This window comes from Micromonospora inaquosa, assembly GCF_003857055.1.
GTDB classification, from domain to species: Bacteria; Actinomycetota; Actinomycetes; order Mycobacteriales; family Micromonosporaceae; genus Micromonospora; species Micromonospora inaquosa.
The window spans coordinates 1-17,318 of record NZ_QGSZ01000163.1 but is presented as its reverse complement, the minus strand read 5'-3'; the positions used below and the strand labels follow the sequence as shown (position 1 = coordinate 17,318).

At 70.3% G+C, this 17,318-nt stretch carries 17 protein-coding genes; 8 read left to right on the top strand and 9 right to left on the bottom strand.

The genetic code is table 11. The annotated features are described in order from the left end of the window. A partial coding sequence (locus DLJ59_RS08215) for a class F sortase (RefSeq protein WP_244235904.1) occupies nucleotides 1–821 on the top strand: 821 nt, incomplete at its 5' end. Here DLJ59_RS08215 and DLJ59_RS08210 read toward each other — a convergent pair. Beyond that, entirely contained in the window at nucleotides 764–1,495 is a 732-nt protein-coding gene (locus tag DLJ59_RS08210) for a TioE family transcriptional regulator (protein WP_244235903.1), read from the bottom strand. The genes DLJ59_RS08215 and DLJ59_RS08210 overlap by 58 nt on opposite strands. Before the next feature lie 96 nt (nucleotides 1,496–1,591). Here DLJ59_RS08210 and DLJ59_RS08205 point away from each other — a divergent pair, with 96 nt between their 5' ends. Next, nucleotides 1,592–3,187: a DUF6194 family protein gene (locus DLJ59_RS08205; RefSeq protein ID WP_124771901.1), complete on the top strand. Its 1,596-nt coding sequence runs from the start codon at nucleotides 1,592–1,594 to the stop codon at nucleotides 3,185–3,187. Between the two features lie 15 nt (nucleotides 3,188–3,202). Here the strand turns inward: DLJ59_RS08205 and DLJ59_RS08200 are convergent, their stop codons facing one another. Continuing rightward, nucleotides 3,203–3,739: an HNH endonuclease gene (locus DLJ59_RS08200; RefSeq protein ID WP_030333470.1), complete on the bottom strand. Its 537-nt coding sequence runs from the start codon at nucleotides 3,737–3,739 to the stop codon at nucleotides 3,203–3,205. Between the two features lie 423 nt (nucleotides 3,740–4,162). Between DLJ59_RS08200 and DLJ59_RS08195 the strand changes: the two genes are divergently transcribed. The 3 genes from DLJ59_RS08195 (at nucleotide 4,163) to DLJ59_RS08185 (ending at nucleotide 7,374) form a co-directional block, all read left to right on the top strand. Next, complete coding sequence (locus tag DLJ59_RS08195; RefSeq protein ID WP_482805355.1) at nucleotides 4,163–5,203, top strand: mechanosensitive ion channel family protein; 1,041 nt, start codon at nucleotides 4,163–4,165, stop codon at nucleotides 5,201–5,203. Between the two features lie 233 nt (nucleotides 5,204–5,436). Continuing rightward, the gene (locus tag DLJ59_RS08190) at nucleotides 5,437–6,822 is read left to right on the top strand and encodes an MFS transporter (RefSeq protein ID WP_124771899.1); all 1,386 of its coding nucleotides are present in this window, start codon (nucleotides 5,437–5,439) and stop codon (nucleotides 6,820–6,822) included. 123 nt (nucleotides 6,823–6,945) lie between these two features. Continuing rightward, nucleotides 6,946–7,374, top strand: coding sequence for a globin (locus DLJ59_RS08185; protein ID WP_124771898.1), 429 nt, complete (start codon nucleotides 6,946–6,948; stop codon nucleotides 7,372–7,374). A 21-nt stretch (nucleotides 7,375–7,395) separates the two neighbouring features. On the opposite strand, the gene DLJ59_RS08180 is transcribed toward DLJ59_RS08185, so the two are convergent. The 4 genes from DLJ59_RS08180 to ettA all read right to left on the bottom strand — a co-directional run bounded on the left by DLJ59_RS08180 (nucleotide 7,396) and on the right by ettA (nucleotide 10,987). Beyond that, nucleotides 7,396–7,980, bottom strand: a complete 585-nt coding sequence (locus DLJ59_RS08180) for a type III secretion system chaperone family protein (protein WP_030333460.1) — start codon at nucleotides 7,978–7,980, stop codon at nucleotides 7,396–7,398. A gap of 131 nt (nucleotides 7,981–8,111) precedes the next feature. Continuing rightward, nucleotides 8,112–8,855, bottom strand: a complete 744-nt coding sequence (locus DLJ59_RS08175) for a DUF8185 domain-containing protein (RefSeq protein WP_124771897.1) — start codon at nucleotides 8,853–8,855, stop codon at nucleotides 8,112–8,114. Beyond that, complete coding sequence (locus DLJ59_RS08170; RefSeq protein WP_124771896.1) at nucleotides 8,852–9,298, bottom strand: acyl-CoA thioesterase; 447 nt, start codon at nucleotides 9,296–9,298, stop codon at nucleotides 8,852–8,854. Before DLJ59_RS08170 ends, DLJ59_RS08175 begins: the two co-directional genes overlap by 4 nt. 12 nt (nucleotides 9,299–9,310) lie before the next feature. After that, nucleotides 9,311–10,987, bottom strand: coding sequence for an energy-dependent translational throttle protein EttA (ettA, locus tag DLJ59_RS08165; protein ID WP_124771905.1), 1,677 nt, complete (start codon nucleotides 10,985–10,987; stop codon nucleotides 9,311–9,313). A gap of 417 nt (nucleotides 10,988–11,404) precedes the next feature. Here ettA and DLJ59_RS08160 point away from each other — a divergent pair, with 417 nt between their 5' ends. Next, nucleotides 11,405–12,805 (top strand): alpha,alpha-trehalose-phosphate synthase (UDP-forming), encoded by a 1,401-nt coding sequence (locus DLJ59_RS08160; protein WP_030333449.1) that lies wholly within the window; start codon nucleotides 11,405–11,407, stop codon nucleotides 12,803–12,805. A gap of 41 nt (nucleotides 12,806–12,846) precedes the next feature. Beyond that, the gene (gene otsB, locus DLJ59_RS08155; RefSeq protein ID WP_124771904.1) at nucleotides 12,847–15,408 is read left to right on the top strand and encodes a trehalose-phosphatase; all 2,562 of its coding nucleotides are present in this window, start codon (nucleotides 12,847–12,849) and stop codon (nucleotides 15,406–15,408) included. A 75-nt stretch (nucleotides 15,409–15,483) separates the two neighbouring features. Here the strand turns inward: otsB and DLJ59_RS08150 are convergent, their stop codons facing one another. Both DLJ59_RS08150 and DLJ59_RS08145 read right to left on the bottom strand, forming a co-directional pair. Continuing rightward, complete coding sequence (locus tag DLJ59_RS08150) at nucleotides 15,484–15,765, bottom strand: hypothetical protein (RefSeq protein WP_124771895.1); 282 nt, start codon at nucleotides 15,763–15,765, stop codon at nucleotides 15,484–15,486. Next, on the bottom strand, nucleotides 15,753–15,983 hold the full coding sequence (locus DLJ59_RS08145; protein ID WP_244235902.1) for a hypothetical protein: 231 nt from the start codon (nucleotides 15,981–15,983) through the stop codon (nucleotides 15,753–15,755). Before DLJ59_RS08145 ends, DLJ59_RS08150 begins: the two co-directional genes overlap by 13 nt. Nucleotides 15,984–16,266: 283 nt before the next feature. On the opposite strand from DLJ59_RS08145, the gene DLJ59_RS08135 reads away from it, so the two are divergent. Then, complete coding sequence (locus tag DLJ59_RS08135; RefSeq protein WP_124771893.1) at nucleotides 16,267–16,458, top strand: hypothetical protein; 192 nt, start codon at nucleotides 16,267–16,269, stop codon at nucleotides 16,456–16,458. Between the two features lie 95 nt (nucleotides 16,459–16,553). Here DLJ59_RS08135 and cobA read toward each other — a convergent pair. Continuing rightward, the coding region (gene cobA, locus DLJ59_RS08130) for a uroporphyrinogen-III C-methyltransferase (RefSeq protein ID WP_124771892.1) at nucleotides 16,554–17,318 on the bottom strand (765 nt) is incomplete at its 5' end.

The window sequence follows — 17,318 nt, the reverse complement described above, 5'->3', positions numbered from 1 at the left end:
GGGCGCGGCGGTCCGGCCGCGCCCGCCTCCGGGCCGGGCCGGCGCTGCGCGCGTCCGGCCGGCTGGTGGCCCGCGTCTCCGGACGGCTGCGCCGGGTCGCCGGGCAGGCCGTGTCGGCCAGCCTCACCACCACCGATCCGGCCGCCCGCCCGCTGCCACCGCGGCGTCCGGCCGGGCCGCCGTTGGCCCGGCATCGTTTCGGTACGAACCCCGGATTGCCGGTGCTGGCCATCGCCGCCCTGATGGTGCTGATCGTCGCGATGCTCGGCGTCGAGCAGGTGACCGGAATGAGCCTGCTGCCGGACCGGCTCAGCGCTGGCCTTCGACCACCGCCGAAGAAGTTCCCGGTGCTGCCGGCCAGCCAGCCGACCAGCCTCGCCATCGAGAAGATCGATCTACGGGCGCCCGTGCACGCCGTGGGCATCGCCCCGGACGGCACGATCGCCGTACCGGACGCAGCCCGCGCCCAGGAGGCCGGCTGGTACGACCAGGGGCCCACCCCGGGCCAGTACGGTCCCGCCGTGATCGTCGGTCACGTCGACACCACCAGCGGTCCGGCGGTCTTTCACAAACTCCGCGAGCTGCGCTCCGGTGACGAGGTCGAGGTCACCCGTACCGACCAGCAGGTGGCGGTCTTCGAGGTGAACTCGGTGGAGAAGTTCGACAAGGGCCGGCTGCCGGTGGACGAGGTGTACGGCGACTTCAGCCGCCCGAGCCTCCGACTGATCACCTGCGGCGGCCAGTGGGTCGGCGGCGAGACCGGCTACGCGGACAACGTGGTGGTCTTCGCCTCACTGGTCAAGGCGCGTGCCGGTGGTTGACAAGCGTCGACGTACTCGGCGAGCCGGGCGGCCCCGGTGAGCATGGCACGGCCTCGTTCGGTGAGCCGTTGCCGCCACTGGCGCAGCGACACGGCGAGCGGTTCAGCGCCGCCAGCGTCACGCACTCGACGCAGCACGCCGGCGATGTGGTCGAGCCGGTACCCGCCGCGGCGCAACAGGTGGGCGAGTTCGGCGTCCCGGACATCGTCGGGAAGGTAGAGCCGGTAGTGGGTCACCGGATCACGTACCGGCCGCAACACCCCCGCCCGCTCCCATTTGCGCAGCGTGGCCGCCTGTAGACCGAGCCGGTGAGCCAGCACGCTGATCGGGACGGCTTTCTGGCTCTGCGGTTGCGGTCTCGTTCCGGTGAGCGTCGCCACCGCCGTCTCGACCGCGTCCAGGGTCTCCCGATCGCGTTGGAGCAGGGCATGACCCTGGTCGATGGTGCACAACGCCGTGTCGATCTCACCCCGGTTGACGGCCCGCATGATCTCGCCGCTGGCCGCATAGCCGTGGCCCGCGATCAACGCGAGGTAGGCCCGCAGCGCCGTGACATGCAGCTCGGTGAAGCGACGGTAGCCGTTCGGGGTGCGCTGGGCCGGAGGCAGGACGCCGTCTCGTTCGTAGTTGCGCACGGCCTGCGCGGAGAGGCCGTGGGCGCGCGCGAGATCCACCGGCCGGCGTACCCCTGGGTTTGAAGGTTTTGATGCTGCCACCGTGCTCCGCCGCTCGTGAGTTTCAACCGCTGGTTCAACGATACGGTTCATGGAATGCCACCTTTTCTCGACCTGCTGGCGGGGTCCCCGGACCTGCTCGCGCTCGGCGAACCGACGCACGGTGAGTCGGCCTTCCTCCAACTCCGCAACGAGGCCTTCATGGCGCTGGCGGAGCACGGCTACCGTTCGATCGCCGTGGAGAGCGACCGGGCGGCCGGCCTGATCGCCGACGATTTCGTGCAGGGCGTCACCGGCGTGACGCTCGACCGTGCGCTCACCGAAGGGTTCAGCCACGGATTCGGAGCGGCCCCGGCCAACCGCGACCTCCTGCTGCGGATGCGGGAATGGAACGCCGGACGGCCGGTCGCCGAGCACCTGACGTTCCACGGCTTCGACGCTCCGATGGAGTTGGAGAGCGCGCCGAGCCCACGTCGCCACCTCAACCAGGTCTGCCACTTCCTCGACCTGAACCGGTCTGCCGAGATCGACGACCTGGCCGGGGACGAGGCGCGGTGGAATGACCCGGCCGCGATCTGGGAACCGGGCCGATCGGTCGGGCGCTCAACCGACGCCCAGCGACTGCGGGTGCTCGCCGACGACCTGCTGACCGAGTTGTACCTGCGGGCGCCGTGGAAGTCAGCGGGCTGGCGGGCTGCGTTCGTGCACGCCACGGCCGCGGTCGCGTTGCTGCGTTACCACGCTGCGGCCGCCGCACCACTGGCCCAGGAGGAACGCTTCGCCCGCCTGGTTGCGGTCCGGGACGCGCTGATGGCCGAGAACCTGCTCGCGATCCGATCGGCCGAGGCACACCGCGGGCCCACGCTGGTCTTCGCGCACAACGCGCACCTGCAGCGCCACCAGAGCACGATGACGCTGGCCGACACGCAGGTGTCATGGGCCGGCGCCGGAGCGATCATCGCGTCGCTGCTGGGCGACCGGTACGCGGTGATCGCCGGGAGCCTCGGCGCGAGCCCGGCGCTCGGCATCGGGCCGCCCGCCGCCTCGACCTACGAGGGCGGACTCCAGCGGGAGACCGACCTTCCCCGGTACCTGCCGGCGTCCGACATCGGGGTGGCCGAGCAGCGGACGCACGACTACCGCTATTTTCCGCTGGACCGGGCGACCATCGAACACGCCGACGCGATCCTGCACGTCCCGACCGGTGTCGACGCCGTCGTGCTCGCCGATCGGATCGTCGCGCTACCCGGCGTCGAGCAGGTCGTGGCGAGCGAGGAGAACGGATCACCCGAGGCGGCCTGGGGCGACCGGTTCTTCTTCGTCGGCCCGGACCGCCGCCAGCCGTTCGCCACCATCGTTGAGCACGACGTGCCCGGCTTCGACGAGGCCGCGCAGCTCGACCGCCCCGGTGTCTTCCGCCTCAACCTGGACCTGGGCCGGGCCGAGTTCGAGCGGCTGTTGGGCTTCCCTCCCAAGGCATTCGAGCAGCACCGGCAGAAGTTCGACTTCGCCCGACTGGACACCCTCGTGCCGCACCCGGGTTACGCACAGTACGGGTTCGTCAGCGTCGTCATGCCCGGCCCGCAACTGCTGCCCGAGATCGACCGGCTACTCGCGATCGCGCACCGCCGAGCGGTCGACCGCCACGAACGCGCGACGCGCCGGGCAACCCACCCGCAGCCCGGAGTCTGACCACGCCCCTCGACGTCAGGCGGCGGCCTCGGGCTCCCGCAGGTCCAGCCAGTCGGCCCAGCGGGGGTCGGGGGCGCGGTGCCCGAGGACCCGCCAGGCGGTGCCCTTCGGTGCGGCCGGGAGCGCGTGTAACCGCCACCCCATCTCGGCCGGGGTCTTGTCGCCCTTGGTGTGGTTGCACCGGGCGCACGCGGCGACCACGTTCTCCCAGGCGTGCCGGCCGCCCCGACTGCGCGGGAAGACGTGGTCGATGGTCTCCGCCGGGCCCCGGCAGTAGGCGCACCGCCACCCGTCCCGGGCGAAGATCGCCCGCCGGGACAGCCCGACATGCGTTCGGTACGGCACCCGCACGAAGCGGGTCAGCCGGACCACTGATGGCACCGGGAGCGCGTCCCGGGCACTGTGCAGGATGCCGTCACCATCGGCGACGCAGACCGCCTTGGCGGAGAGGACGAGGATCGCGGCGCGACGCACCGACACGACACACAGCGGCTCGTAGGTGGCGTTGAGGACAAGCGCGCCGGAGCCCACCGTGGGTCGTATGTCAGGCATCGCGCTCACCCTCCCGGTTCAGCGGCTGCTGGGGACCGCCGCCGACCGGGTCCGGGCACAACGGCCCACACGGTCGACGCCGGGCCGATCACCGACGTCCGTTGCGCCAATAGTCCCTGATCGGACCCCGGATTGCACGTACTAATCCCTCATGGGGTATGAGGATCATCCGCATCCGGGCGGATCGCCGCTCCGGACTGGGCGAACGCTGCCCTGCCGGGGCGGGACAGGCCGCGAGACCGTAGTTACCACGGCGGGGCACCCGCACCGCCGTTTGCCATGAGGGTCGTCTTACCCGCGCCACCGCGGCCATCGATCGCAACCGTCCGGTGACATCTGGTGCCGCGCCCGTCACCGCCCGACCCTCACACCAGCCGGTGGGTCGGCGGCGGGCGCTCGGGCCCCTTGCGGTACGAAGACAGGGTGAGTGCCCCCAGCGTGACGCCCCTAGCCCTGTCCGACGCCGTCTCGGTGAACTGCCAGGGCAGCACCTCCTGCGACTTGCTCTACCGGATCACCGGGTCCGGCTGGTTCGCCGAGGGCAGCTACTGGATCCTGCTCAAACCGCTTCGGGTGCTGCTGATCGTGGCACTGGCGATCGTGGCCCGCTGGGCGCTGCACCGCACGATCAACCGGTTGGTTCGGACGACCACCGACGGTGCGGTGCCGACGATGCTGCGGCCGCTGCGCGAGCGGGTGCCCACCGGTGCGGTCGACCCTGCCAAGTTCGTACCCGAGCGACGACGGCAACGGGCCGAGGCGATCGGGTCGGTGCTGCGCAGCCTGACCACCGCGTTCGTCTTCGGCATCGCGCTGCTGATGATCCTGCGCGAGTTCAGCTTCGACCTGGCTCCGCTGCTGGCCAGCGCGGGGATCGCCGGCGTCGCGCTGGGCTTCGGTGCGCAGAGTCTGGTGAAGGACCTGATCGCCGGCCTCTTCATGCTGATCGAGGACCAGTACGGCGTGGGCGACAACGTCGACCTGGGCGAGGCGATGGGCGCGGTCGAGTCGGTCGGCCTGCGGGTCACCACGGTGCGCGACGGCCGCGGCGTGCTCTGGTACATCCGCAACGGCGAGATCATCCGGGTGGGCAACAAGAGCCAGGGCTGGGCCCTCGTGGTGGTGGACCTGCCGATCGGCTTCAACAGCACCGAGGAGGCCACGGCGGTGCTACGGACCGCGGCCGCCTCGGTCGCGATGGACCCGGAGCTGTCGCCGGAGATCGTGGAGGCACCCGAGGTGCTGGGTGTCGAGCAGGTGACGGTGGACGGCGCGGTCATCCGCACCGTGGTGAAGACGACAGCGGACGGGCAGTACGCGGTGGCTCGGGAGTTGCGTCGGCGTCTCGCGGAGGCCCTGGAAAATTCGGGGATCACCGCGCAGATCGCGGCTGGTCGCATCTACCCCGGTCTGTCGACCCGGCCACTTTCCGAAGGCGAGACCGGTCAGGGCGGCGCCACCTGACCCAGGCGACATTGTCCTGCGATTCAGGGGTCGCGAGCCGGCCGGCCCCTCGGGTATCGTCCGTTCGTTCAGTCGGGGAGGCGACGAACGACCCGTTCGACCTAGCCAGTTGTCAGACGATCGGGCAGAATCCGAAACACGCATTCCCACCAATGCGTGATCACATCCTCGCTGATCCGTAGATCTGACGAGAGCTTCCGGCCGTGCTGCCACGAGCGGCCAAGCCGGGGCCAATGGAGGCGACGGTGCCTAACGAGCGACCTTCCACGGAAGGCCCCGCCACGTTTCGCGAAGTGTTCTCACAGCACGAGTTCCGGGCTGTGTTCGTGGCCGGTGCCCTCTCCTGGGTCGGCGACTATGTCGCGAAGGCCGCCGTCACCCTGCTCGTCTTTCAGCAGACCCGGTCCGTCGCGCTCTCCGCGGCCGCCTTCGCTGTCAGCTTCCTGCCGTGGCTGCTCGGCGGTCCGGTGCTCGCCGCACTCGCGGAGCGGTACCCGTACCGACGGGTGATGGTGGCGTGCGACCTCATCCGGATGGCGCTGATGCTGGTCATCGCCATTCCCAGCCTGCCGTACCAGGCGGTGCTGGTGCTCATCTTCGCCGCCACGTTGGCCAACCCACCGAGCCAGGCGGCGAAGTCCGCGCTGATCCCGCAGTTGCTCACTGGGGACCGACTGGTGCTGGGGCTGTCGCTGAACAGCAGCGTCGGGCAGGCCGCCCAGGTCGTGGGGTACGCCTTCGGCGCCGCTGTCGCCGCGATCAACCCGGAGGTGGCGCTGCTGTTCAACGCGGCCACGTTCGGTCTCTCGGCGCTGCTGGTGCGTCTCGGTGTGCGCGACCGCCCGGCGTTGATGAGCCCGGCGCACCGCAGCCACCTGCTGCGGGAGACTCGCGAGGGGTTCGGCATCGTGTTCCGCACACCGGTGCTGCGGGCCATCGCGGTGCTGGTGTTCAGCGCGATGCTCTTCTCGATCGTTCCGGAGGGGTTGGCCGCGGCCTGGGCCCACGACGAGAGCCGCGGCGCGGTGAGCGCGGGCACCGCACAAGCGGCGATCATGGTGGCGAACCCGGTCGGTTTCATCCTCGGCGGGTTGCTGGTGAGTCGCCTGTTCGGGCCGGCCCGCCGGCTGAAGCTGATGCGGCCGCTCGCGGTGCTCGCCCCCTTGATGCTCGTGCCGGTCCTACTCGACCCCCCGCCGTTGGTGGTCGCGCTGCTCGCCGCGCTCTGCGGGTTCACGGTCGCCGGCATGATGCCGATGGCCAACGGGTTGTTCGTCCAAGCGCTGCCGAACGGGTTCCGGGCCCGCGCCTTCGGCGTGATGGCCACCGGTGTGCAGGTCATCCAGGGTTTCGCGGTGCTGATCACGGGCGTGCTCGCTGACCGGTTCCCCATCCCGATCGTGGTCGGGGTGTGGAGCGCAGCCGGGGTGGCGCTCATGGCGGTGGCCACGCTGCGCTGGCCGGACCGGCAGACGGTGGACGACGCGATCACTGCTGCCGCGAGGGTCAACGCCGAGCCGCCGGCCGCCGGACCCGACGGCCCGGCCAGTGACCGCACCGGGGAAGGCACCGCCGACCCACATGCGGGTGACGGCCACCGCCGGCACGCGGTCACCTGACCCGTCGGGCCGGCATCGACACGAGCCGGCCGGGGTGCCCGGCATTCGGGGCGTCGACCGGCGTGATCCGACGCACGCCCTGCGGGTCGGGTCGGCACGGGGCGCACCTGGCAGGATGGAACTGTGACTTCCGCAGGTGAATCCGACCGTCCCGGTGCGTCGATGACCCTCTTTGAAGCGGTCGGCGGCGAACCCACCTTCCGCAAGCTGGTCGACGAGTTCTACGCCGGTGTCGCCACCGATCCCCTGCTGCGCCCCATGTACCCGGAGGAGGACCTGGGCCCGGCCGCAGACCGGATGACCCTGTTCCTGATGCAGTACTGGGGTGGGCCGAACACGTACTCCGCCCAGCGGGGGCACCCGCGGCTGCGGATGCGGCACGCACCGTTCCGGATCGGCGCCGCCGAACGGGACGCCTGGCTGCTCAACATGCGCCGTGCCGTGGATCGACTCGACCTTGAGCCGGAGATCGCCGGCACACTCTGGGACTACCTGGAGCGGGCCGCGTACTTCATGGTCAACGTCGAGGGAGACCCGGCCAACGGCGGCTGACGCGACCGGTCAGCCAGCCCGTCAGAGCAGCGCGCCCTCATCGTGCAGCCAGTCCACGAAGCTGGTGGCGACCGCCGCGCCGCAGTCGAGCATCTCGACCAACAGCGCGTCGTGGGTGCCGGCACCGAGTGGCACCTGAAGCTCGGCGTAGATCGGCAACTGGCCGCGCTCGGTCGGGTCACCGATGTACGCCTTGCAGAACCGGCGGGTGTGGTTCCACTCGTTGACCACCCGGTACGCCCGGTCGGCCCAGTCCGGCGGGACCGTGGCGTGCGGACGGGCCCGCATGACCAGGATCTCGTCCTCCGGACCTTCGAGGGTGACCAGCACCGCGTGCCGCTCCCACATCGCCAGCAGGTTTCCGTCACCGTCGGCCAGGTAGCGCACGTCGAGTAGATCGAGTGCGTCACAGACCCGGCGAAGACTCACCGGCTCGACGGTGGCGGGCATCTCGGTCAGCACTGGCCGCTCGTTGGACGGGCAGTCGTCCCCCGGCTGGCGGGGGCTGGGCGGCCCGATCCGGACCGCACTGTCGACTGTGATCCCGCTTCGGGTTTCCGGATCGCCGCCGTCGGCGGGACCAGGGCGCCATGACCACCACGGCATCGCTCGCGCACCTCACTCCCCAGCGGATCCAGCCGCCTACGGTGCGTTGGATCCGAGGATGGACGGTACCCGGACAGCCGAGTTGAAGCACCCCCCCAACGACCGCCCCTGACCAGAAGAATGAGCCGGGGTCATCCGTTCGGACGAGCACTCAGGGGCGTCACGGCAAGATCGGTAGCCTTCTGCAACCAAGCCGCTCCATGCGGTCCCACCAGGCCTACCCAACGACCGGCCACCCGCACCTGAACGGTGTTCCCGCCCTCGCCGGCCGGCGAGCCGTCCGCGGCGCCGAGGAAGCCCATCCGGACCAACCCCTGCACCAGCCGCTGCGGCACCTCGACCGGCGCGGCGGGCGCCCCGTCCGAGGTGATCAGCACCGCCACGTGGTCGAGCAACGCGTCACGCAGGGCCCGCTGGCCCACGGCACGGCCGGCGACGCCCTGCTCGCTTGCCGTCCGCAGGGTGCCCGCCGCCGCGTCCGCGATCCGCCGCAGCTCCGCGACGGGCAACGCCTCCACCTGGCGGCTCCGCGTCGGCGGCAACGGCCACCGCCACTGGGCGTCCCGCCGGGTCGGCAGGGCCGCGCCGCCGCGCTCCAGCTCGGCGAGCAGCTCCGCGGCGGTCACCGTGACGTCCTCGGCGGCACCGTCGGCCGGCCCACCGGCAACCGTGCGGACCACCAGAACCTGCCACGGCAGTCGGGCCCACAGCGCGACCCGGCCGGGTGCGCCGGCCGGCCGTAGCCGGACCGGCGCGACCGGGTCCAACCGGACCAGCCGGGCCAGGAAGGCACCCGCGTCGGCCACCCCGGCAACGCCGTGCGTGGACGCCGACGCCGCCACCCGGCCCGGCTCAGCGGCTCCCGGCCGGGTCACACCCCACCGCCCTGCGGCGCGTACGTGAGCAGGAAGTCCCGTTCCTCGGTGGTGATCCGCCGGGGCACCTGGCGGGTCAGGTCGAACGGCACCAGCACGGAGCGGGCCCGGCTGGCCAGGACCTCGCCGTCGTACAGCTCGTAGGCGACGGTGAACCGGGAGGCCCGGATCTCCTCCACCCACAGCTCGATCCGCACTGTGGGTGCCGCCTCCGCGGTGGCCCGGCCGAGCGCGTAGTCGACCGGGCGCAGGTAGTCGACCTCGTGCCGGCGGATCACCACTCCGTCGGCGAAGGAGCCCACTCCCCAGGCCCGGCCGCCAGCGAACATCAACGCGACCCGCGCCTCCTCGTACAGGGTGAGGAAGCGCGAGTTGTTGACGTGGCCGTACGCGTCCAGGTCGGACCAGCGCAGGGTGCAGTGGTAGACGAAACGATCAGACACCGTCTCGGCCGGTCAGTCGCGGGTCAGCTTGCGGTAGGTCACCCGGTGCGGCCGGGCGGCCTCCGCGCCGAGGCGGTCGATCTTGTTCTTCTCGTACGCCTCGAAGTTGCCCTCGAACCAGAACCACTTGGCCGGGTCCTGGTCGTCGCCCTCCCAGGCCAGGATGTGCGTGGCGACGCGGTCCAGGAACATCCGGTCGTGCGAGATGACCACGGCGCAACCGGGGAACTCCAGCAGAGCGTTCTCCAGGCTGGACAGCGTCTCCACGTCCAGGTCGTTCGTCGGCTCGTCGAGCAGGATGACGTTGCCGCCGATCTTCAGGGTCAGCGCCAGGTTGAGCCGGTTGCGCTCACCGCCGGAGAGCACCTTCGTCGGCTTCTGCTGGTCCGGGCCCTTGAAGCCGAACGCGGCGATGTACGCCCGCGAGGGCATCTCGACCTTGCCCACCATCAGGTAGTCCAGACCGTCGGAGACGACCTCCCAGACGGTCTTGTCGCCGTTGAGGCCCTCACGGTTCTGGTCGACGTACGACAGCGAGACGGTGGGGCCGACCCGGACCTCGCCGCCGGTCGGCTCCTCCAGCCCGACGATGGTCTTGAACAGCGTGGTCTTGCCGACACCGTTGGGGCCGATAATGCCGACGATGCCGTTGCGCGGCAGCGAGAACGACAGGTTGTCGATCAGCAGCCGGTCGCCGAAGCCCTTGCTGAGGTTGTTCGCCTCGATCACCGTGCTGCCCAGGCGCGGGCCCGGCGGGATCTGGATCTCCTCGAAGTCCAGCTTGCGGGTCTTCTCCGCCTCGGTGGCCATCTCGTCGTACCGGTCCAGGCGGGCCTTGGACTTGGTCTGCCGGGCCTTGGCGTTGGAGCGGACCCACTCCAGCTCCTCGGTGAGGCGCTTCTTCATCTTGGCGTCGCGGCGGCCCTCGACGGCCAGCCGGGCGGCCTTCTTCTCCAGGTAGGTGGAGTAGTTGCCCTCGTACGGGTACGTCCGGCCGCGGTCCAGTTCGAGGATCCAGTTGGCCACGTTGTCGAGGAAGTACCGGTCGTGGGTGATCGCCATGACGGTGCCGGCGTACTTCGCCAGGTGCTGCTCCAGCCAGGAGACGCTCTCCGCGTCCAGGTGGTTGGTGGGCTCGTCGAGCAGCAGCAGGTCGGGTGCCTCCAGCAGCAGCTTGCAGAGCGCGACCCGGCGACGCTCACCACCGGAGAGCTGGGTCACGTCGGCGTCCGGCGGCGGGCAGCGCAGCGCGTCCATGGCCAGTTCGAGCTTGGAGTCGACGTCCCAGGCATCGAGATGATCAAGCTCTTCCTGGAGCTTGCCCATCTCCTCCATCAGGTCGTCGGAGTAGTCGGTCGCCATCTGCTCGGCGATCTTGTTGAACCGCTCCAGCTTGGCCTTGGTCTCGGCGACCGCCTCCTCGACGTTGCCGAGCACGGTCTTGGCCTCGTTGAGCGGGGGCTCCTGGGCGAGCATGCCGACGGTGTAACCGGGCATGAGTCGGGCCTCGCCGTTGCTCGGCTTGTCCAGCCCTGCCATGATCTTGAGGAGGCTGGACTTACCGGCGCCGTTGGGGCCGAGCACACCGATCTTGGCTCCCGGCAGGAAGCTCAACGTGACGTTGTCGAGCACGACCTTGTCGCCGTGCGCCTTGCGCGCCTTTTCCAGGACGTAGATGTACTGGGCCACGGTGCGGGCTACCTCCGTCGGTTGCTGTCGCATGATCGGCGGCGCGGCGCGGGCTGCGAGGACCGCCCGCCGCCGCCGGCCGGGAGCCGGCCGCGCGCACGCCGTCCTCAATCCTGACAGGTACGGCGCGCTTCGCCCACATCACCCCGCCCCAGGAGCACGCGGGCGCGCCTCCCTGCCGAAGCTGGTAAGGAAAATTGCGGTTTCGGTATGCGACCGCCCTGCTGACCTATTCGTCCTCGAAACGGGATGTCGGTCACCACATCGCGGATGACGGCCACGACTGTCGACAAGATCACCTCTAGGATTCGGCCAAACCGAGGTGGGTAGGAGACTCCGGCACGGGGCACCAGACGCCGCAGCTACGCTCAGTACGCTCATCGCGGTGGACCCGTCAGCACCCGGAGGTGGCCGATCGTGACCGTCCGTAGCTCCTTTGTCGTAGTGGCGAACCGTCTGCCGGTCGACGAGGTGAGCACACCCGAGGGCCGGCAGTGGCGACGCAGCCCTGGCGGGCTGGTCACCGCGCTACATCCCGTACTCGCCGAACACAAGGGCACCTGGGTCGGCTGGGCCGGTGGCACCGGCGCGGCCCCCGAGCCGTTCGACCTGGAGGGCATCCGGCTGCACCCGGTCCCCCTCAGCGCCGAGGAGCTGGAGCGCTACTACGAGGGCCAGTCCAACGCGACGATCTGGCCGCTCTACCACGACGCGGTGGAGACGCCGGCCTACAAGCGCCGGTGGCGCGAGGCGTACCGCCTGGTCAACGCCCGCTTCGCGGAGGCCGCAGCCGACGTGGCGGCCGAGGGCGCAACGGTCTGGGTGCAGGACTACCAGCTCCAGTTGGTCCCGGCGATGCTCCGTGAGCTCCGCCCGGACCTGCGGATCGGCTTCTTCCTGCACATCCCGTTCCCGCCGATCGAGCTGTTCATGCAGATGCCGTTCCGCACCGAGATCCTGCGCGGTCTGCTCGGCGCCGACCTGGTCGGTTTCCAGCAGCGGCTGGCCGCGCAGAACTTCGTCCGGCTGGCGCGGCACCTGCTCGGGCTGCGCTACGAGGGGCAGATGATCCAGGTCGACGGTCGGCAGGTGAAGGCGGGCGCCTTCCCCATCTCGATCGACACCCAGGAGATGGAACGGATGGCCGCCGACCCGGCGATCCAGGCCCGGGCCAAGCAGATCCGCGCCGAGCTGGGCGACCCGAAGACGATAATCCTGGGCGTGGACCGGCTGGACTACACCAAGGGCATCGAGTTGCGGCTCAAGGCCTTCCGGGAGCTGCTGGCTGACGGAAAGTTGACAGTTCCCGACGCGGTCATGGTTCAGGTGGCCACGCCCAGCCGTGAGCGCGTGGAGCACTACCAGGCGCTACGGGTCAAGGTGGAACGTGAGGTCGGCCGGATCAACGGCGAGTTCGGCCGGGTCGGCGTGCCGGCGGTCCATTACCTGCATCAGTCGTACAGTCGCAGTGAGCTGGCAGCGATGTACGTTGCTGCCGACGTGATGATGGTGACCCCGCTGCGAGACGGAATGAACCTCGTGGCGAAGGAATACGTAGCATCACGTGCCGACCAGGGTGGAGCGCTCGTACTCAGTGAGTTCGCCGGCGCGGCCACCGAGCTTCGCCAGGCATTTTTGTGTAACCCGCACGACCCGGACGCGGTCAAGGACGCCCTCCTCCGGGCAGTGCACGTGGAGAAAACCGAGGCACGCCGCCGGATGCGGACAATGCAACGTCACCTGCGTACCCACGACGTGGGCCACTGGGCCAAGTCTTTCCTCTCGGAGCTCGGAGTTCCCGAGGCGGAGGCCGAGTGAACACGTCCGTCAACGATGGGGCGGCAATCGCCACCGGGGTCATGGACCCTGAGTTGCGCTCCGCCATCGGCCGGATCGCCCGGGTCCCCCAACTCCTGGTCGCCTGCGACTACGACGGCACGCTCGCGCCGATCGTGGAGGATCCGAGCACGGCCATCCCGCTGCCCGAGTCGGTGGCCGCGGTCCGCGCACTCGCCGCGCTGCCGCAGACCACCGTGGCGGTGGTCTCCGGTCGGGCACTGCGCGACCTGGCCGCGCTCTCCCGGCTGCCCAGCGAGGTGCACCTGGTCGGCAGCCACGGCTCCGAGTTCGACATCGGCTTCGTCGAGCGGCTCTCCCCCGAGCTGGTCGCGGTCCGCACCCAGGTGCGCAACGCGCTGCGCGAGATCGCCGCCGAGCACCCGGGCGTCCGGCTGGAACGCAAACCGGCCAGCGTCGCCATGCACACCCGGGGAGTCGACCCGCAGGTGGCGGCCTCGGCCATCGAGGCGGCGCTCAACGGTCCGGCCACCTTCGACGGCGTCACGGTGACCCAGGGCAAGGAGGTCATCGAGCTCTCCGTGGTGGCCACCCACAAGGGCACGGCGGTCGACCAGCTCCGCACCCAGCTCGCCGCCAGCGCGGTGCTGTTCATCGGCGACGACATCACCGACGAGAACGCGTTCGGCAACCTGCACGGCCCCGACCTCGGCATCAAGATCGGCCCCGGCGACACCCAGGCCAACTACCGGGTGGCCGACCCGTTGGAGGCCGCACGGGCACTGGCGCTGCTGCTGGAGACCCGGCGGCACTGGCTGTTCGGCGAGCGGGCGGTGCCGATCGAGCGGCACTCCATGCTGGCCAACGGTCGTACCGTCGCTCTGCTCACCCCCGAGGCCAAGGTGAGCTGGCTCTGCCACCCCAAGCCGGATTCCGCGGCGATCTTCGCCGACCTGGTCGGTGGCAGTCCCGCCGGCCACTTCAGCATCACCCCGGAGCGCGGCGGCATCCCGCTGGGCCAGCGCTACCGTTCCGGCACGATGACAGTGGAGACCCGCTGGTCCGGGCTCACCGTCACCGACTGGTTGGACAAGCCGGCCCGGGAGACCACCCCGGACGGCCCGGCGGTCGTCACCGGTGACTCGACCCTGGTCCGGGTGCTGACCGGCGGCGGAAAGGCCAAGGTTGAGTTCGCGCCGAGGCCGGAGTTCGGCCAGGTGGCCGTCCAGTTGCAGCCGCTCGGCGACGGCCTGCTGGTGCTCGGCTCCAACGAGCCGGTCGCGCTCTACTCCCCCGGCGTGCAGTGGGAGGTCGGCAACGACGGTGGGTACGAGACCGCCAAGGCGATCGTCGACCTCTCCGCAGCCGGCGGGCAGGTCGTGTTGGAGCTGCGCTTCGGCACGCACAGCCTGGAGCACCACCGGGTGCCGATCCACGAGCGTCAGGCCGCCGCGGAGCAGCCGTGGAAGGACTGGGTGGCCTCGCTACGGCTGCCCTCCACCGCCCGTGACCTGGTCGCGCGCAGCGCCCTCACCCTGCGCGGGCTCTGCCACGAAGCGACCGGCTCGATCCTGGCCGCGGCGACCACCTCGCTCCCCGAGGAGCTGGGCGGCGTCCGCAACTGGGACTACCGCTACTGCTGGCTGCGCGACGCCGCGCTCACCGCCCGCGCACTTGTCGACCTGGGCTCCGTCGAGGAGGCCGAGGCACTGCTGCGCTGGGTGGACGGCTGCATCGAGCGCACCGGCGGGCACCCGGAACGCCTGCACCCGCTCTACACCATCGACGGTTACGAGCTGGGCGCCGAGGCGGTCATCGACACGCTGCCCGGGTACGCCGGCTCCCGGCCGGTCCGGGTCGGCAACCTGGCCAACCACCAGTTGCAGCTGGACGTCTTCGGCCCGATCGCCGACCTGATCGCGGCCGTCGCCGACGCCCGCGGCTCGGTCCGTGACGACGAGTGGCGGGTCCTGGAGAACATGGTCGAGGCGGTCCGCCGCCGCTGGCATGAGCCCGACCACGGCATCTGGGAGGCCCGGCTGCCACCCCGGCACCACGTCTTCTCCAAGGTGATGTGCTGGATGACCGTCGACCGCGCGCTGCACGTCATGCGTGAGCACGGCGGCGAGGACCGGCCCGAGTGGAAGGACCTGCGCGACCGGATCGGCGCCAACGTGCTGGAGCACGGCTGGCACTCCGACGTCGAGGCGTACAGCGTCGCGTACGGGGACGAGGACATGGACGCCTCGTCGCTCTGGATCGGCCTCTCCGGCCTGCTCCCCGGCGACGACCCGCGCTTCCTGTCCACCGTCCTGCGGATCGAGGCGGACCTGCGCAGCGGCCCGGTCGTCTACCGCTACCACTGGGACGACGGCCTGCCCGGCCGTGAGGGCGGCTTCCACATCTGCACGGCGTGGCTGATCGAGGCGTACCTGCGCACCGGCCGCCGCACCGACGCCGAGGAGCTGTTCGCGCAGATGGTGCTGACCGCCGGCCCGACCGGGCTGCTTCCCGAGCAGTACGACCCGCTCGCCGAGCGCGGCCTGGGCAACCACCCGCAGGCGTACAGCCACCTCGGGCTGATCCGCTGTGCCCTGCTGCTGGACAACATGCTCAAGCATTAGTCGACCGAGAGACCACGATGGGCCGGAGCAGCACTGCTCCGGCCCATCGTCTGTCCGGAGGCGATCCAGGCGCCTCTACGCGGTTACGGGCACATTGACGCGCTTCCCTTGCCCCGGTTTTCCCACCACGACGGGTGCCGGAGCGACACGCAGCCCGGCTTTCATGACGTAAAGTTCGCGCTTCTCCCTGGCCAGCCCCCGCGCGTCAAGCACGTAGCCCGTAAGCCATGTCCACCCGTTGTACGGGTCAACCTCGCCGAGGGAGACCAGCCGCATCAACAGCGCTCGGTCTCCCGTGAACTGCACCGAGCAGGCCGGGCCGACGAACACGACATCTCCCGGCTTCACGGCAGCCATCCGATGAACGTGCGTCGCAGCAGGTCGGCCGGAGCCCAGCTCATGTCGTGACCGGCGGAGATCAGGCACGGATTCATGTAGTAGGCCACTGATATCCGCTCGCACTCCCCCAGCAATTCCGCACGACGTTTTGCACAGGGCCAGGGCCTGTCGGATGTCTCGCACAGCCACAGCCACAGCCACAGCGGCAGGGGCAGGGACGGCCCACGTTTGATCATCAATGCTCACCTGGCCAGTGACCTCTGTTCACGGGAACCTTGTGCCTGGTCCGGCACGGCAGCTCGTTCCCGCACTTGCAGACGTTCCGCCACCTCGTCCACGACCACACCGGCTTATGTCGACGGACGAGGGTTAGTGCTACGGCGGCCAGATACCCCTCATAGGAGATCCGTCGTGTCATTCGTCCGTGGCACCACAAAGAGTTGCCCTCGTACAACCCCCTGAGGAGTTGTCTAACCCTATAGAGACTGGAGCAATCTCCTTGGGCCATACCGTCTGGTTGTGGAGCTGCTTGGGCTGGATGAGATCCGAGACCTGCTTGGCGGGATCAGCAAGCAGCGCGCCACGATCATTGTCGGCCGCAAGGGATTCCCTGACCCCCTCACCACCCTCAGCATGGGTCGCGTCTGGGACGGCAAATCCGTGCGAGCTTGGATCGCCAAGAACCGCCCCGGCCCAGCCGACGAGGACTGATCGGCCGCAGCAACCGACAAGATCTTGGACAGTTTCCGTTACGCGCTGACGGAAACTGTCCAAGATCGCCAACTGTGGCGGATGCGGTGACTCCCTCAGCCGTCGAGGGCGTTGACCACGTCGCCCACCACGACGACGGCGGGCGGGCGTAGGTCGGCCGTGAGCGCGTCGGCGGCGACCGCGTCGAGGGTGGACCGCAGCACCCGCTGGGCGCCCGTGGTGGCCTCCTGGACGACGGCGGCCGGCGTCTGCGGCGGTCGGCCGTGGGCGATGAGGGTGGCCGTGATGGCGGCGAGGTTCTTGAGCCCCATCAGGATCACCAGTGTCCCGCGCAGACCGGCGAGAGCGCCCCAGCGCACCAGCGAGGCCGGCGCGTCGGGTGCCAGGTGCCCGGAGACCACTGTGAACTCGTGCGCCACCCCCCGGTGGGTGACCGGGATGCCGGCCGCCGCCGGAGCGGCGATCGAGCTGGTCACCCCGGGGACCACGGTCACCGGCACGCTGGCCGCCGCGCAGGCCAGCAGTTCCTCGCCGCCGCGCCCGAAGACGTACGGGTCGCCGCCCTTGAGCCGGACCACGAAGGCACCGGCGAGGGCGCGGTCGACCAGGATCTGGTTGATCTCCTCCTGGGCCCGGGACGGGCCGTAGGGGATCTTCGAGGCGTCCACCAGCTCGACGTCCGGACGCAACTCGTCGAGGAGCAACCCGGGCACCAGCCGGTCAGCCACCACCACGTCGGCCTCGGTGAGCAGCCGCCAACCCTTCACGGTGATCAGCTCCGGGTCCCCCGGCCCCGACCCGACCAGCGCCACCCGCCCGGCCTGCCGCCCGCCGGTGGTTCCGGTCGGCCCCGCCGACGC

Excerpts from the sequence above, each read along its gene's own strand:
- DLJ59_RS08205 (WP_124771901.1), top strand. The coding sequence starts at position 1,592 with ATGCCACCTTTTCTCGACCTGCTGGCGGGGTCCCCGGACCTGCTCGCG.
- DLJ59_RS08200 (WP_030333470.1), bottom strand. The coding sequence starts at position 3,739 with ATGCCTGACATACGACCCACGGTGGGCTCCGGCGCGCTTGTCCTCAAC.
- DLJ59_RS08190 (WP_124771899.1), top strand. The coding sequence starts at position 5,437 with ATGGAGGCGACGGTGCCTAACGAGCGACCTTCCACGGAAGGCCCCGCC.
- DLJ59_RS08180 (WP_030333460.1), bottom strand. The coding sequence starts at position 7,980 with ATGCCGTGGTGGTCATGGCGCCCTGGTCCCGCCGACGGCGGCGATCCG.
- otsB (WP_124771904.1), top strand. The coding sequence starts at position 12,847 with ATGGACCCTGAGTTGCGCTCCGCCATCGGCCGGATCGCCCGGGTCCCC.
- DLJ59_RS08150 (WP_124771895.1), bottom strand. The coding sequence starts at position 15,765 with ATGGCTGCCGTGAAGCCGGGAGATGTCGTGTTCGTCGGCCCGGCCTGC.
- DLJ59_RS08145 (WP_244235902.1), bottom strand. The coding sequence starts at position 15,983 with ATGATCAAACGTGGGCCGTCCCTGCCCCTGCCGCTGTGGCTGTGGCTG.